The organism is Aeribacillus sp. FSL K6-3256, assembly GCF_037965805.1.
Lineage (GTDB): Bacteria > Bacillota > Bacilli > Bacillales > Aeribacillaceae > Aeribacillus > Aeribacillus composti.
The window spans coordinates 3,733,191-3,748,255 of sequence record NZ_CP150188.1; the positions used below are offsets into that span (position 1 = coordinate 3,733,191).

12 protein-coding genes are annotated in these 15,065 nt (G+C 37.9%); 3 read left to right on the forward strand and 9 right to left on the reverse strand.

Going from position 1 to position 15,065, the window contains the following annotated elements; genetic code table 11:
• Positions 1-34: 34 nt before the first annotated feature.
• Together hxlB and NSQ84_RS17940 are read right to left on the reverse strand one after the other, a co-directional pair.
• The gene (gene hxlB / locus NSQ84_RS17935; protein ID WP_066251479.1) at positions 35-595 is read right to left on the reverse strand and encodes a 6-phospho-3-hexuloisomerase; all 561 of its coding nucleotides are present in this window, start codon (positions 593-595) and stop codon (positions 35-37) included.
• Between the two features lie 14 nt (positions 596-609).
• Entirely contained in the window at positions 610-1,305 is a 696-nt protein-coding gene (locus NSQ84_RS17940) for a ribulose-phosphate 3-epimerase (protein ID WP_117016900.1), read from the reverse strand.
• A 171-nt stretch (positions 1,306-1,476) separates the two neighbouring features.
• Here NSQ84_RS17940 and NSQ84_RS17945 point away from each other — a divergent pair, with 171 nt between their 5' ends.
• A complete protein-coding gene (locus tag NSQ84_RS17945; RefSeq protein ID WP_066251483.1) occupies positions 1,477-2,226 on the forward strand; it encodes a DeoR/GlpR family DNA-binding transcription regulator in 750 nt (249 codons plus the stop codon).
• Between the two features lie 210 nt (positions 2,227-2,436).
• Here NSQ84_RS17945 and NSQ84_RS17950 read toward each other — a convergent pair whose 3' ends face one another.
• From NSQ84_RS17950 to NSQ84_RS17960, 3 genes are read right to left on the reverse strand one after another with little or no spacing between them, the layout of a single operon-like run.
• Positions 2,437-3,090 carry a TetR/AcrR family transcriptional regulator gene (locus NSQ84_RS17950; RefSeq protein ID WP_327873211.1) on the reverse strand — a complete coding sequence of 218 codons (654 nt, stop codon included), beginning with the start codon at positions 3,088-3,090 and terminating at the stop codon, positions 2,437-2,439.
• A gap of 31 nt (positions 3,091-3,121) precedes the next feature.
• Positions 3,122-4,147, reverse strand: a complete 1,026-nt coding sequence (locus NSQ84_RS17955; RefSeq protein ID WP_327873212.1) for an ABC transporter permease — start codon at positions 4,145-4,147, stop codon at positions 3,122-3,124.
• Positions 4,144-4,866, reverse strand: a complete 723-nt coding sequence (locus NSQ84_RS17960) for an ABC transporter ATP-binding protein (protein WP_327873213.1) — start codon at positions 4,864-4,866, stop codon at positions 4,144-4,146. Before NSQ84_RS17960 ends, NSQ84_RS17955 begins: the two co-directional genes overlap by 4 nt.
• A gap of 594 nt (positions 4,867-5,460) precedes the next feature.
• Here NSQ84_RS17960 and NSQ84_RS17965 point away from each other — a divergent pair.
• Complete coding sequence (locus NSQ84_RS17965; protein WP_327873214.1) at positions 5,461-6,879, forward strand: NAD(P)/FAD-dependent oxidoreductase; 1,419 nt, start codon at positions 5,461-5,463, stop codon at positions 6,877-6,879.
• 232 nt (positions 6,880-7,111) lie between these two features.
• Here the strand turns inward: NSQ84_RS17965 and NSQ84_RS17970 are convergent, their stop codons facing one another.
• The 4 genes from NSQ84_RS17970 to NSQ84_RS17985 all read right to left on the reverse strand — a co-directional run bounded on the left by NSQ84_RS17970 (position 7,112) and on the right by NSQ84_RS17985 (position 10,786).
• On the reverse strand, positions 7,112-7,483 hold the full coding sequence (locus tag NSQ84_RS17970; RefSeq protein ID WP_063388277.1) for a hypothetical protein: 372 nt from the start codon (positions 7,481-7,483) through the stop codon (positions 7,112-7,114).
• Positions 7,484-7,507: 24 nt separating this feature from the next.
• Positions 7,508-8,023 carry an acyl-CoA thioesterase gene (locus NSQ84_RS17975; protein ID WP_082829614.1) on the reverse strand — a complete coding sequence of 172 codons (516 nt, stop codon included), beginning with the start codon at positions 8,021-8,023 and terminating at the stop codon, positions 7,508-7,510.
• A 334-nt stretch (positions 8,024-8,357) separates the two neighbouring features.
• Positions 8,358-9,407 (reverse strand): NAD(P)/FAD-dependent oxidoreductase, encoded by a 1,050-nt coding sequence (locus NSQ84_RS17980; RefSeq protein ID WP_327848293.1) that lies wholly within the window; start codon positions 9,405-9,407, stop codon positions 8,358-8,360.
• Between the two features lie 467 nt (positions 9,408-9,874).
• Entirely contained in the window at positions 9,875-10,786 is a 912-nt protein-coding gene (locus tag NSQ84_RS17985; RefSeq protein WP_063388274.1) for a LysR family transcriptional regulator, read from the reverse strand.
• 504 nt (positions 10,787-11,290) lie between these two features.
• Here NSQ84_RS17985 and NSQ84_RS17990 point away from each other — a divergent pair.
• Positions 11,291-14,932, forward strand: a complete 3,642-nt coding sequence (locus tag NSQ84_RS17990) for a BC_2427 family protein (protein WP_327873215.1) — start codon at positions 11,291-11,293, stop codon at positions 14,930-14,932.
• The last annotated feature ends 133 nt before the right edge of the window (positions 14,933-15,065 follow it).

Consider the following 15,065-nt stretch of genomic DNA (forward strand, 5'->3'; position numbering starts at 1 on the left):
AAAGAATATCCAATCCAGCGAAGCTATTAACTTTTTACTCTAAATTCGCGTGATATTGCCAAAGACTAGACATATCAATATTTTGCTCTCTAATCATCATTAAGGCTAACGCGTCGCCTAATAACAATAAGCTTTGTTCAAATAAGCTTGTCATTGGTTGTACAGATTTCACTTCATTTGGCAGCTGTAGTTTTGTACCTACTGGTATCCTTACGAAACAATCTGAATACTCATTCATTGAGCTATTTGGATTTGCACCTATATGAGCAACTTTTGCTTTAAATTGCTTTGCCTTCTTTGCAATGATTAATGGAAAAGCCGTTTCTCCGCTTCCCGATCCCACTATCAACAAGTCTTTTTCAGTTATTGCAGGCTCAGTGATTTGGCCGACAATATAAGTTTTAATACCAAGATGGGCTAATCGTTTAGCGATAGCTTTCAAAGATAATAGAACTCTTCCAACCCCGACAAAAAATACTTTATCTGCTTTTTTTATCTCGATTAACAATTTATTGACTTCATTCATATCAATTTGGTTTAAAGTAGTGGTGAGTTCGTTTGTAATTTCCTTTACAATATCATAGTAATTAACCATTATTTCCCCTCTTTTCACAATAAACCTTCTATGATGCATTTTTCCATCGCTTTTTTATTCTCAGCTAAACTTTTGTCTCGAATAAATAAGCTTGTACTCCCGGCAACTAGTATGTCGGCCCCAGCTTTTACTAAGCTTGGTATTGTGTCTAAAGATACTCTGCCATCAACCTCAATATTTGTATCCAATTCTTTTTCTTTTATTAATCGCGCCAAATCTTCTACTTTTTTTATTGCATAAGAAACTTGCTTTTCATTTTCATCAGTTGCAAAGCCTGGATTGATTAACATTAACAAAATGGTATCGCACTTCGGCAAAATATAATCCAGGACAGACAGGGGAGTTGCTGGGTTGAGTGCTAAACCTGCTTTAATTCCATTGTTTTTTATTAAGTTAATGTATCGATCAATATGAGTGCTCGTTTCATAGTGAAATGATATTTGTTGTACATCAATTTTGATCATCTCTTGTATAAAAAATTCATTATTATTGGACATAATGTGGACATCAAAATTCATATCAGTTATTTTTCGTAATTGCTTAATAGTATCTATTCCCAATGGCATACTAGGGCTAAAGTGTCCATCTATAATATCAATATGTAAAGTATCCAATCCTTCTTTCTCAATTTCTTTTACACTTTTTTCTAAATTACATAAGTCAGCACACATAATAGAAGGTGCAATCGTTATTTTTTTATTATTTTGCATGTTTGTGCCTCCATTTGCATGTGTTTGCGTGTTTTCCTTTATTATAAAACGCATACAATGAAAAGTAAAGCATGTTTTTGCGTTTTTGTGCCATTATTTGCGCGAATGCGTTTTGATCAATTGTTGAAATTATGATAAACTATAAGAAAGACTTAAAGGAGTAAAGTCACTATGCTAAAGGAAGAACGTCAACAAAAAATCTTGCAGATTTTAAATGAAGAACATAAAGTTATTGCAAGCGATTTAAGTAAACGTTTGTCAGTTTCGGAGGATACAATTCGAAGAGATTTAAAGGAGCTTGATAACCGCGGACTTATTAAAAGGGTTCATAGCGGAGCCTTGAGGATAGGGCCTCCTGTTGTTGATTTTTCAACAAGGCAGCACATGTTTAATGAAGTTAAAATTAAATTAGCTAAAAAAGCTTTATCCTTTATAAAAGAAGACATGGTTTTATTAATTGATGGAGGAACGACTAATTTACATCTAGTAAACCAATTACCTTTAACATTAAAAGCCACCGTCATTACAAACAGCCCGCCAATCGCTATGGCTCTGACTAATCATCAACATATTGATGTTATTATGATCGGCGGAACTTTATTCAAACAATCAATGGTTAATTTAGGAATAGACACTGTCGAATCTTTAAGTAATATGAGAGCAGATTTATATATCATGGGAATTTACAAAATTGATCCTTATATAGGAATCAGCGTCCCAAGCTTATCAGAAGCATTAGTAAAGCGGAAAATGGCTTCCATCTCTTCTGAAATATTAGGGATGGCAACATCTGATAAATTAAGCACTGTTTCCAATCACATTGTATGTCCTACTAAAGATTTAACATACTTAATAACAGAAAATATTAGTCCTAACATTAAAAAGATATATGGCAGCCAACAAGTAGTGGTGGTTGATTGATAATGCATTAACAAATTTGACAATCAGCAGTTTGATGAGAAAAAACGAGGGTAAATGAAATAAGATTCAACAAGCCGCTGGTATTGCTAATATAATTGCTAAATTTCGAAGACCGCTTGGTTAATTCCAATTTAATTAAAAGAGGATAGTCTTCCTTCAGGGCAGACTATCCTGCAAAAAATCATGTATCTTTGATGATTGATTAAGCCGTCAAATCCCCTTTAACCCGTTCCGAATAAATTGGATCGTGTATTCTATTTCTTTCTCGTCATCCCATGGATAATCCGGAATGACCAAAAAGCGGGTAATGAAAAAACCAACGATCGCGTTAATCGTTAAACGTATGACAGTCTCGGTGGGAAAATCACCTATTTGCCCATTTTGTTTAAAATGGTTGACAACTTTTATAAACTGAGGCAAAACTTTTTCAGTAAAAACCGCGCTAAATTTTTCTTGAATTTCTGCATGGAACGCCATTTCCTGAAAAAAAATTTTTAACAATGGGACATTGTTTTTGACAAATTGATAGCGGTTGCGGATGATTTTCCTTAACAGATCTTCAAAATCATCAAGTCGTTGATCCTGGAAAACTTCATTGATAAACCTTTCAGCAAATAAGGGAACGGCAAATTCTATAATGATCGGTGAAACGATGGATATCAGCAAATCTTTTTTTGTTTTATAATGGCGAAAAATCGTTCCTTCCGCTACCCCGGCTCTTTTCGCAATTTCGCTCGTGGATGTCGCAGCATACCCTTTTTCGGCGAAAATTTCGACTGCCGCTTGAAGAATTTTTGCCTGCTTTGGCGTTAAATCTTGATTCGCTGCCTTCATGAACTCGTCCATAAAATTTTCCTGGTCCATACACTTTCCTCCTTATTTCTCTCTTTTATTGTTATAACCTGCGATGTTTTTTCAATGCAAATATATTTAAGACATAGAAAAGCAGCGCAAAGCCGAACAATATTAGCAAATCCTGCCAAAGATCGGCCAAGTCTTTTCCTTTAATCATGATTTCTTGAATGGCGTCCGCTCCGTAAGTAAGCGGCATAAATTTACTCAACACTTGCAACCACTCTGCCAATGTCTCCAAGTTAAAGATTCCCGAAAAAAATGCTTGTGGAATAATGACAATCGGAATAAACTGCATGATTTGCAGCTCATTATTTGCAAAGGCTGATAAAAGGGTCGCAAGCGCCAGCGCAGTGATGGCTAATAAAAATGTAACTACTAACAGCTGCCAAAAATCCCCTGCCATCCAAATATCAAGTACATATACGCAATACGTGACAATAACGAACGATTGAATAATCGTGAATAAGCCAAATCCTAGCAAATAGCCTGTTACAATCTCCCATCTTTTAATCGGCGTCGACAGCAATTTTTCTAATGTTCCTTGTGTTCTTTCCCGCAAAAATGAAATGCCGCCTAACACAAAAACAAAGAAAAAGACAAAAAAACCGATTAGTACTGAACCCGTCTGATCAAAAAGATTGATTTTGTCAGAGCCATAATAATATTCGACATCAGGCTGAATATTTTTTTGGTCTGACAGGGAGCTGAAGGCGGTTTGAATCACCTTCATAACCGCTGAATTGGCTGTCGGGTCGCTTCCTTCCAGCAAAACATACGGAACATGATTTTTTATCGTTATAAATGCATCTAAATCCTCTTTTTGAAAAGCCTCCTTCGCTTCACTTTCGGACATTTGAACAACATCTTTCTCCAATTCATTTTGCAATACTTGCTCAAGCGGCGCAGGTATATTTTCTGCTGCTATTTTCGGTTCGTATGGGTCGCCGTCTAATACAAGCCATACAAGAGTGATAACTAAAAGCGGCGCAAAGATCAATAAAGCAATCGACCGTTTATCCCTTAACAACTGTCTTATAATTCGGATGACAACAGCTCCTACTCTCATTTCTCATTCCTCCCGTATGCTAAAAATGCTTCTTCAAGTGAATCGACCTTTTGGTTTTCCTTTAGCTTTTCCGGCGTGTCACAAGCAATGATATAACCGTCTCTTAGCATGGCCAGACGATCACACTTTTCCGCTTCATCCATGACATGTGTCGTAACTAAAATGGTCATCCCGTTGTTTTTTAGTTTTCTTAATTCACTCCATATCGATTGGCGAAGCACTGGATCGATTCCAACCGTCGGTTCGTCTAAAATTAATAGATCCGGTTTATGCATGAGCGAAGCAGCTAGAGACAACCGCCTTTTCATCCCACCTGAAAAGTCCCTGACAACTTTATCAATATGATCAGTTAAATCGACAATTTCCAAAACTTCCTGAATCGCTTTCTTCCGTTCTTGGCGTTTTAGCCCGTAAATGGCGGCTATAAATTCCAGGTTTTCTTTAGCGGTCAACTCCTGATAAAGAGCATCCGATTGCGCCATATAACCGATTGATTTCATTAGCTCGAGTGAAGGGACCTTTTGATCTTTGATGAAAATTTCTCCTTGATCTCCCTCTAAAATTCCTGTGATCATTTTGACCAACGTCGTTTTCCCAGAGCCAGATGGACCAAGAAGCCCGAAAATCTCTCCCTCATTTACGTCCAAATCAATATTTTTTAGCACTTTTTCCTTCCCAAATGAAATCGCAGCTTTACGGACAATAATCATTGAGGCCATTTTTTCCCTTCCTTTCGTATAAAATGAGTGAGTACTCACATACATTATAGTTGTGCAAACGAATTTTGTGAAGTGAGTAATCACTCATTTTTTGTAAATGATAGAAAAAATTTTTTAAACAGATTCGGCTTTAATAGTTATCGTCTTAAAAAAGCTGACCGCTGCGGATTTATACAAAAAGCAACAATAAGCATCTGAACTAGAAAAAATCCACACAAATTGACTGAGGAATGAACATCAGAAGATGCGCTTTTTTGCACAAATTATGCCCATTGGAGAAATCGGGGCAATCGGTTAGCTATTGGCTCATTAGGAGTGTTTTACAGGAACGACTAGATGAAGATAGCCTTGGTATTCGTTCCTTAGAAGAAATTAAACAAGCATTTTTAGTTATTTTACATAACGATTAAAGGAGATTTTAGATACAATACACATTCAATAAAAATGGTTGAAGTGATACTATATGGGCAAGTGGTACTGTAAAAACAATAATGATTGATTCAATATAATAATTCTTCTCATGCGGATTTCTGTTTACGGATAAGGCTGACATATGTGACTTTCAAATCTTACAGTTGAAAGAAGTGAAAAAGGATGAGCTTAGAGGCATTAAACAAACAAGTGAAAACCGATCTTTCCTATCTCGCCTTCGGAGGTCCAAGCTGGGTGCGAACGCTAAAAAAACCTGAAGGGCATGTCTACGATGTCGTGATCGTCGGCGGCGGCCAAAGCGGCTTAGGTGCGGCTTTCGGTCTTCTACGCGAACGGATATCCAACATTCTTGTCATTGATGAAAACCGAGAGGGCTGGGAAGGACCGTGGGAAACCTACGCCCGTATGGTGACCTTGCGAACACCTAAACATTTGACCTCCATCGACCTTGGGATTCCTTCCCTAACCTTCCGCGCTTGGTGGGAAGCACAATTCGGACCGGAAGGCTGGGAAGCGCTAGACAAAATTCCTCGGGGAGATTGGATGAATTATTTGCGCTGGTTTCGGAAAGTTCTCAATCTGCCCGTCATCAATGAAGTAAAGTTGAAGTTGATAGAGCCGACTGATGAAGGGATTCATCGGCTTCATATGGAAGGAACGGGTGCACCATCTGACATATTGCTCGCACGAAAGGTTATTTTAGCCACGGGAATTCAAGGCGGTGGCGAATGGCATGTTCCTCCTTTCATTGCTGAAAAATTGCCGCATCATCTCTATGCCCACTCCTCAGAAACAATTGATTTTAAAGCACTACAAGGGAAAAAGATCGGAATTTTGGGCGGCGGCGCATCTGCCTTTGATAATGCCAATTTTGCCTTATCAGAGGGGGCGGCCGAAGTTCATGTCTTTGTCCGCCGCAAGAAATTGCAGCGTATCAATCCGATCCGCTATATGGAAGTTTCCGGTCTAATTGAACGTTTCCAAGCTCTATCGGACGCTGATAAATATGCAATCATCGCTCATTTCTTTAAATATAATCAGCCGCCGACCAACGATACCTTCGGACGCGCAGCCTCATGGCCCGGTTTTCACCTGCACTTAGGAGCACCATGGCTTGATGTTGAAGCTGCAGATCAAGGTGCAGTAGTGACCACACCTCAGGGCAAGTTCACCTTCGATTTTCTGATCATCTGCACCGGACTCGTCACTGATCCTGCTTTGCGTCCGGAGCTGAAACTTGTCGAAAGCCACATTGCTCGTTGGGGAGACCGCTATCATCCCCCGAAGGAGCTGGCCAATCCAATGCTTGATGCCCATCCTTATCTCAGCCCTGGTTTCGCTTTTATAAGCCGCGATGAAAAGGGCAAAAAGCTTCTGTACGGAATTTTCGCTTTCAACTATTCGGGTTTGATCAGCTGTGGCATTACAGCAGCTGCTCTTTCCGGCTTGAAATACGGTATACGCAAGCTCGTATCAGAAGTAGCAGATCAGCTTTTCTTAGATGATCGCGAAAAGATATTGAAAGACTTCTATTCCTATAACGAAATCGAATTTGTCGGTGAATGGACTAAAAAGGAGTAAGGCCTTAGAATAACCGTTGGTAGTGTGGGGGCTGTCTCAAGCTGATTTTTCAGCTAAGAGGCGCCCCTTTTTCAAATAAAAATAACGTTTATATCTTTTTCGGACAGCTGTTTGTAATGCAAGGAATTTATGGTCTGAGAAAGCGGGCTTTTAACACTCTTTAAAAATAATAAGGTGAATCGAATCAAAGTTCGATCCACCCAATTAAATTTTTTCAGTTTCCTTCGAACAATTAATGGACCACGGCTGGACCAATTAATGCTGCTGGTTTTTCCCCTAAAGCCAGCTTGCTAATGTTTGTATAGCTAATATGTTTATATGATTGTAGCAATTGTTTTAATTCCGGAAATCTTTTATCTTTTTTTAGTTTTTCGATTTCCTGATGATAGATAGACAATACATAATCATCCTGAAATTTCGGTTGGAATCGATCCGGGTCTTCATCCATTAGTAAAGAGCCCATATATTGATATCCATATTGTAATTGACGAGTCAAATGGACGATATTTAAAAATTTCCGATAAATAGTTGGTGTTGTTGCCTTTAAGTTTTCGATAGCGGTTTGTGCATTTTTCAACTCATCGTAACTAGAGTCTATTATCACACTATATCATTCCTTTGTTCCGTATTAATCCCACGGTTTATTCAGTGAAAGTCTGGACACGAGTTCTTTATTTTGTTGTCTTTTTAACTTGCGAATGCTTTCACGTTCTTTTCCTGTTTCGTAGAGATATTTTTCTTCCTCTGTTTCTGGAATAATAGGCGGTACTTCCAACGGTCTTTTATTCTCATCCAAGGGAACAAAAGTGAAAAATGCAGTAGCTGCAATTCTTCGTTTCCCAGTTTCTAGATCTTCTGCAATCACTTTACAGAAAATCTCCATGGATCTTTTACCTGTATAGCTAACAAATGATTCAATACAAACCGAATCACTTACCCGGATCGGTTCAAGGAAATTAACGGAGTCGGTCGACGCCGTAACACATTCCTTTACCCTTGTATGTCTGCGGGCGGAAAGCGTCGCACATGCATCCATCTTCTTCATTAAAACTCCGCCAAATAATGTATGATAATTGTTCAAATCATTTATGAGCACTTGATCTGTTTGAACAACACGTGTTTCTTTAACTTTTTTTGCTTCCATCATGATCACCTTACGTATAAAAATACTTTTGAAGCGTACGCTTCATCCGTATTAGAATTTTTACAAAGAGAATTATAATATAGCTGGTTTGCAAAGATACAATGCCAATCCTATATACAATTCATAACAAAATAGTATGGAAGCGCTCTTTAACCTAAACAAAAAACCACCCGTGTGATGAGCTGTCCCCAGTCAAGTAGACAGGAATAAAAAAGCACATATAGAAAAATCCCTCCATAATAGACAGATGAACAGGCTTTCTTTTTCCTGTCTACTATAAAGGGATCGTATCATTGAGCTTGGTCGTGTGTTACATTCTATTCCAAATAAACTTTTATTTCATCATTTGCTTTATCAATTCTCGGTTGAGTTCTTTAAAGATTTCGTTATGGGATGATACCATGCCAAATTTATCAGCCTTAGGTTCAATAAATTGTTTAGCGCTATTTACCGCATTTGCGGCATCCTGAAAGGCCCCCGCAATCAAATGCAATTTCCCATCGTATTTTAGAATATCCCCCGCTGCATAAAGTCCCGGTACAGAAGATTCGCTATGGGCGTTGCCCGCAATGTAGTGATTGTCAATCATTTGAATTTTCAGCTCGCTTTTTTCCAGCAAGGAGGAATCGCGCTCATAGCCATGATTCACAATTACTTCATCAATCGGTAAATAGGTGATCTCTCCTGTTTCACGGTTTGTTAGCTCAACTCGTTCAATCCGTTCATGGTCCTCGCTGGCAATCAATTTGGTAATCGTTGTATGAAAATAACAAGTAGCCGAGCTGTTTAGAAGCTGCGTCACCTGCGATTCATGACCTTTTAACATCTCCCCTCGATACGTCAAATACACTTTTTTAGCAATCGGCACTAATTCATTCGCCCAATCAATAGCCGCATTGCCTCCTCCTGAAATGATGACCGTTTTATTTTTGAAGAGCTTTAACGATTTCACTGTATAATGCAGATTAGCCACCTCGAACTTTTCTGCACCCTCGATCTCCAGTTTTTGCGGCTTCAATATACCGCTTCCCACTGCGACAATGACCGTCTTGGAAAAATGCTGCCGTCCAGAAGCGGCCTGCAATATAAAAGTGCCATCTTCCTTTCGTTTCATCGATTCAATCTTTTCATTTAGTACCACTGTAGGATTAAATGTTAATCCTTGCTTGACAAGCTGCTTAATTAATTGTTCTCCTGTAATCGGTGCATGTCCTCCAACATCCCAAATCATTTTCTCCGGGTAAACATGAAGCTTGCCGCCCAATTGCGGCTGATACTCAATCAGCTTTGTTTTCATTTCCCGCAATCCGCTATAAAATGCCGCATACAACCCCGCTGGTCCGCCGCCAATAATCGTCACATCGTATAATTCGTCATATTTCATCTATTTCCACCTCTCCTAGAACTCAGTAAATGATTATCATTCTCAATTAAATATACATTGTTTTTACCTCTTTTACAACGAACAGTGATTGTCTATTGAAAAAAATGTTTACACCATATAGAGCTCGTATTGTTTATGGACGGTCGGACCACTGTCTCGCATTCGCACAACGAGAGCAAGTCCCAGACGGTTTCTAACCGTTGGAAACATCCGTCTTTCTTCAAGCTATCTATGAAAATCGTTTGTAGATGCAGGAAATCAACGGACATCTAGAACCTCTATCTATTTTTCATGAAAAGATAGCGGCCGCTTCCACGAACATATGAAACATGATATTCAAATGAATCCTTCCTAACCCCTACTTAAGTACAAGAGACGGCTCCACACAAAAAAGACACTTTCTTCTTTTTTCTGCTTCAAGTAAAAAAAGCTTCCCTTTCATAAAAGGAAGCCTTCTTATAGTTGACTCAATCGGATTTAGAATCCTGTCCGGGATTAGCTGTCGACAGCTTTTCTTTTGCAAATCGTACAAATTCCTGCGCAATCTGTGATAAGCTTGCATCCTTTCTCCAAATCATTGCCAGATTCCATTCGATTTCCGGATTAGTGACGGTGATCGTTTTAAAATCATCTGTTAGTTCTATACACGTACTTTCAGGCAGCAAAGTAATACCTATATTGTAGGCAACCAATTCTTGAATAAACTCCAGTTGTGATGTTTCCGAAATAATTTTCGGTTGAAAACCGGCTTCTCTACAAGAATTGATGACAAGATTTCTTAGCACAAAATCCCGGTCGAACATAATAAAGTCCTCTTTTTTTAGCTCCTGCAAAGACACTTCCTGTTTTCCCGCCAGACGATGAGACGAAGAGACAACTAGTTTTAATTTCTCATTCACAAATATAATACTGTCAAGACTTTCATTTTCCTCAGAAAGAACAACGACCCCAAAATCCAATAAATTATTAAGAACCTTCTCTTCAACTGGTTTGGAACCATCCTCTTCTAGTAGGAAAATCACCTCTGGATATTCTTCATGAAACGATGCAATCAATTTTGAGAAGAAAATGGAATTCGTAATCGTAGGTAGCCCGATGCGAATTTGTCGTTTTCTTTGCATAAACATTTTATCAAGTTCTGCATCCAATTGCTGCAGCTGATTTTCAATTTTTAAAGCATGTTTTTTTAAAATACGGCCTGCATCCGTCAATATCAGCTTTTTTCTAGTACGTATGAAAAGCGGTGCTCCAATTTCATCCTCCAATGATTTGATAATTCTGCTGAGAGCAGGCTGCGTAATGAACAGATTCTCAGATGCAGTGGTAAAATTGCCGGTACGTGTAACCTCAAGAAAACACTTCAATTGTTTAATTTCCAATTGAATCAAACACCCTATTACATTTTAATGATAATAAAGTTTACCACACTTTTCACTTTAGCGCTTTAAATTTGTTTTATTAAATAGGCGAAGCATAAAATCTTGATGTTCTTGTTAGGGCAGTTCATTAATTAGACAGCCCCTTGTGTTTTTGTGTTTAATTACGCTAATTTCAACAATGGAAGTATCTTATTCGGAAATAAAAAGCTCTAATTTTGTCCTCTTTTAATCCTTCAAGTTCCCCTTCTTATATCTAAAAACTTTTCATTTCATTCATCTATGCAATCATTTATTTTTATATTCCATATCAATATTATAAAAAGATTAGCGGGCATAGTATCCCCATTTATCGAATTTTTGAAGAGAAACAGGCAAATCATCTGATTTGAGAAAAATGCTACATAGAGCTTATTTTTGAAATTTCCTGAATTGTACAGGGACAAATGCGGGAAATAAAGCATAAATAAATACAGTAAAAATTCGTTAATTTGGGAGTGAGGTGTCATGAAAACTCCATGGATTCACCATGAGAGGATGCAGCAAATACGTTCTAAACAAATGAACATTTTTAAATCTTCAAGAGTTCAAAAAAAATCTGTATGTCCCAATTTTCAGCATACAGAAGAAGATGATGATAGTCACAAATCAGATATTGTGCCAAATCGCATTGATACAGCAGAAGCAGATGATTCACATGAAAATTACGGTATAAAAAAGGTGACCAAACTAAACAAAAATAAAAATAATGTTTCCAAACTGATGAATTTATACAAAAAGTATAATATGTCTAAAGGAAATCATACAGGCAGCATCTGTGGTCCTACTCAACCATCGAATAGAACGACTGATCCTGAACACGTTTCCTCAACTGATGACCACACTTTAAAAACGGATGATTCCCATATTAAGCAGATTTCTCTACCTAGCCCTAGCCATGAGACAAAGGAGTACCCCTCAGCCGATTCGGTTCTTGAGCCTGTTCATCCTTCATCCAATTCGGATGAAATAAATGATCAAGAGGATGACTTTGATACTGATCTTATTGATCATTCAGTCGATAGAGCTCATTCATCATCGGATGGAAACGATTCTGAACTAATGCCTTTAACTAATGCTGATCATGATTTGAAAACGGATTGTTCTTCCCATGATATTAAGCAGATTTCTCTACCTAGCCCTGACCATGAGACAAAGGATCATCCCTCAGCCGATTCGGTTCTTGAGCCTGTTCATCCTTCATCCAATTCGGATGAAATAAATGATCAAGAAGATGGCTTTGATACTGATCCTATTGATCATTCAGTCGATAGAGCTCATTCATCATCGGATGGAAACGATTCTGAACTAATGCCTTTAGCTAATGCTGATCATGATTTGAAAACGGATTGTTCTTTCCATGATATTAAGCAGATTTCTCTACCTAGCCCTGACCATGAGACAAAGGATCAGCCTCCAACCGATTCGGTTCTTGAGCCTGTTCATACTTCATCCAATTCGGATGAAATAAATGATCAAGAGGATGACTTTGATACTGATCCTATTGATCATTCAGTCTGGCCCGCTCATTCATCATCGAATAGAACCAATTCTGAACTAGTTCTCTTCGCTAGTAATGATCATACTTTGAAAATGGATGGTTTTTCTCATGTTAGGCGTATTTCTTTAACTGATTTTGAACATCATGAGAAATACGATCAAGATTCAATGGATTCAGTTTTTGAACTTGTGTATACCTTTGCATCCAGCTCGAATGAAATAAATGATCAAGAGGGTCACTTTGAAACCAATTCTTTTGATTATTCAGTCGAGCTTGCTCATTTATTGGATGAAAACAATCTTAAACAAGTTTTTCCAGCTGTTGATGAGCATGCTGTGAATACGGATGAGTCTTCTCATATTAAGCAGATTTCTCTAACTGGTCTTGATGAACAGGAGACGAATGATCAACCTTCAACCAATTCGGGTTTTGAGCTAGTTCATGCTCTATCCAGCTCGGATGAAATAAACAATCATAAGGATATCCGTGAAATCAATCCTATTGACTATACAGTCGAGCCAGTTCATTCATCATCGGACGATGCCGTTCCTGAACAATCTCCTCCAGCTGTTGATGAGTATGCTGTGAATACGGATGAGTATTCCCACGCTGGTCTTGAACAGGAGACAAAGGATCATCCTCCAACCGATTCCGTTTTTGAATTTGCCCATGATTCATCCAACTCAGATAAAATAAATGATCAAGAGAATATCAGTGAAACCAATCCTATTGACTATACAGTTGAGCCAGTTCATTCATCGGACAATGCCGTTCCTGAACAAGTTTCTTCAGCTGTTGATGAGTATGCTGTGAATACGGATGAGTATTCCCATGCTGATCTTGAACAGGAGACAAATAATCAATCTACTACCAATTCCGTTTTTGAATTTGCCCATGACTCATCCAGCTCAGATAAAATAAATGATCAAGAGAATATCAGTGAAACCAATCCTATTGACTATACAGTTGAGCCAGTTCATTCATCGGACGATGCCGTTCCTGAACAATCTCCTCCAGCTGTTGATGAGCATGCTGTGAATACGGATGAGTATTTCCATGCTGGTCTTGAACAGGAGACAAAGGATCATCCTCCAACCGATTCCGTTTTTGAATCTGCCCATGATTCACCCAATTCGGGTGAAATAAATAATCAAGATATCTTTAAAATCCATCTTATTAACAATACAGTTGAGCCGGTTCATTTATCAGATGGAGCTGATCCTGAACAATCCCCTTCAGCTGTTGATGAACATGCTGTGAAAACGGATGTGGCTTCTCATGCTGATCTTGAACAGGATAAAAAGGATCATCCAGCAGATTCAGCATTTGAACCTGCCCATGCTTCATCCAGTTCGGATGAAATGAACGATCAAGATGTCTTTAAGATCAATTTTATTAACCATACAGTCGAACTAACTCGTCCATTGGATATTGCCGACTCTGAACAAGTTCCTACAACAGATGTTGTTCGTGCTTCGAAAATGGATGAAACTCCTCATGCTGCTGGTCTTGAACAGGATATAAAGGATCATGCTCTAACCGATTCAGTTTTTGAACCTGTTCCTGCTTTATCCGGCCCGGATGAAATAAATGATCAAGAAAATATCCATGAAACCAATTTTATTGACCATAAAGTTGAGCCGGATCATTCGTCGGATGGTGTCGTTCCTGAACAAATTTCCTCAGCTGATGTTGAGCATACTGTGAAAACGGATGAGGTTTCTCATGCTGAACAGGAGATAAATAAAAAATCTCCGACCGATTCTGTTTTTGAGCCTGTTCATCCTTCATCCGAATCGGATGGAACGAATGATCAAAAAGCTATTAATTTTGATAATGCAGATGAATCTATCAAATATGGAAAAACATGTTCGATGACTATAAAAAGACCATTTTCGACTTTTGTAGAAATAGATGACTTTCTTCATTCTCCTATCTTTAGCAGTATAGTTCAAAATTCAGCTGAATTTCTTGACTTAAACAATAAACAAACTCCTCAATTAAACACAAAATTACTCAATACTACAACTTATTATCCTGAACAGCCTGATTGCCGTTTAGTTTGCTCTAAAATTCATGAAATGATCTCTTTAACTGACACTGTTTCCAGTTATAGTAAGAATAATAAAAACAATCATTATCAATCTATTGCAGTTCCCCTGCATGACTCAAAAGCTGCGAAAACAAGCGAAACAGATAACAAAACTTGTACATCTCATGACTTTATACAAATTAGAGTTCCAGTTGTAGCAGGGGAATACAAAATGGAAATAATTTTAGAAGAAGATGTTGTATTTGAAGAAGAGATTTTGGGCGTTAAAGAAATCTCTAAAGAGGTCGTACTAACAAATTGTAAATTCGTACCTACTCAATTCTCCCCATCATTAGATAATGGAACATGTACAGCACTGAAAGGAAATTTATTTATAAAAGGATATATATCACAAAATATTGAGTACACTGCCGCAGACAACGGAAATGAAGGTTCCAAACAAAATGAATCAGTACCTTACTATCGTCAATTGCACCAAAAAATTATATTGGATTTAATCGTTCATTTATTACAAGTACAACAAGTTCGAGTCAGTTATGCTAGCAATGGAATCTAGAGATCATCGAATGTATACGAAATCCACTCTTTGATTTAAAAATGAGAAAAATGATTATGTGAAAAGCCCAAACTTAAAAATGAATGCTGCATATTGTATTAATGCAGAGTTTGGAAAACTCAAAAAAAATTAA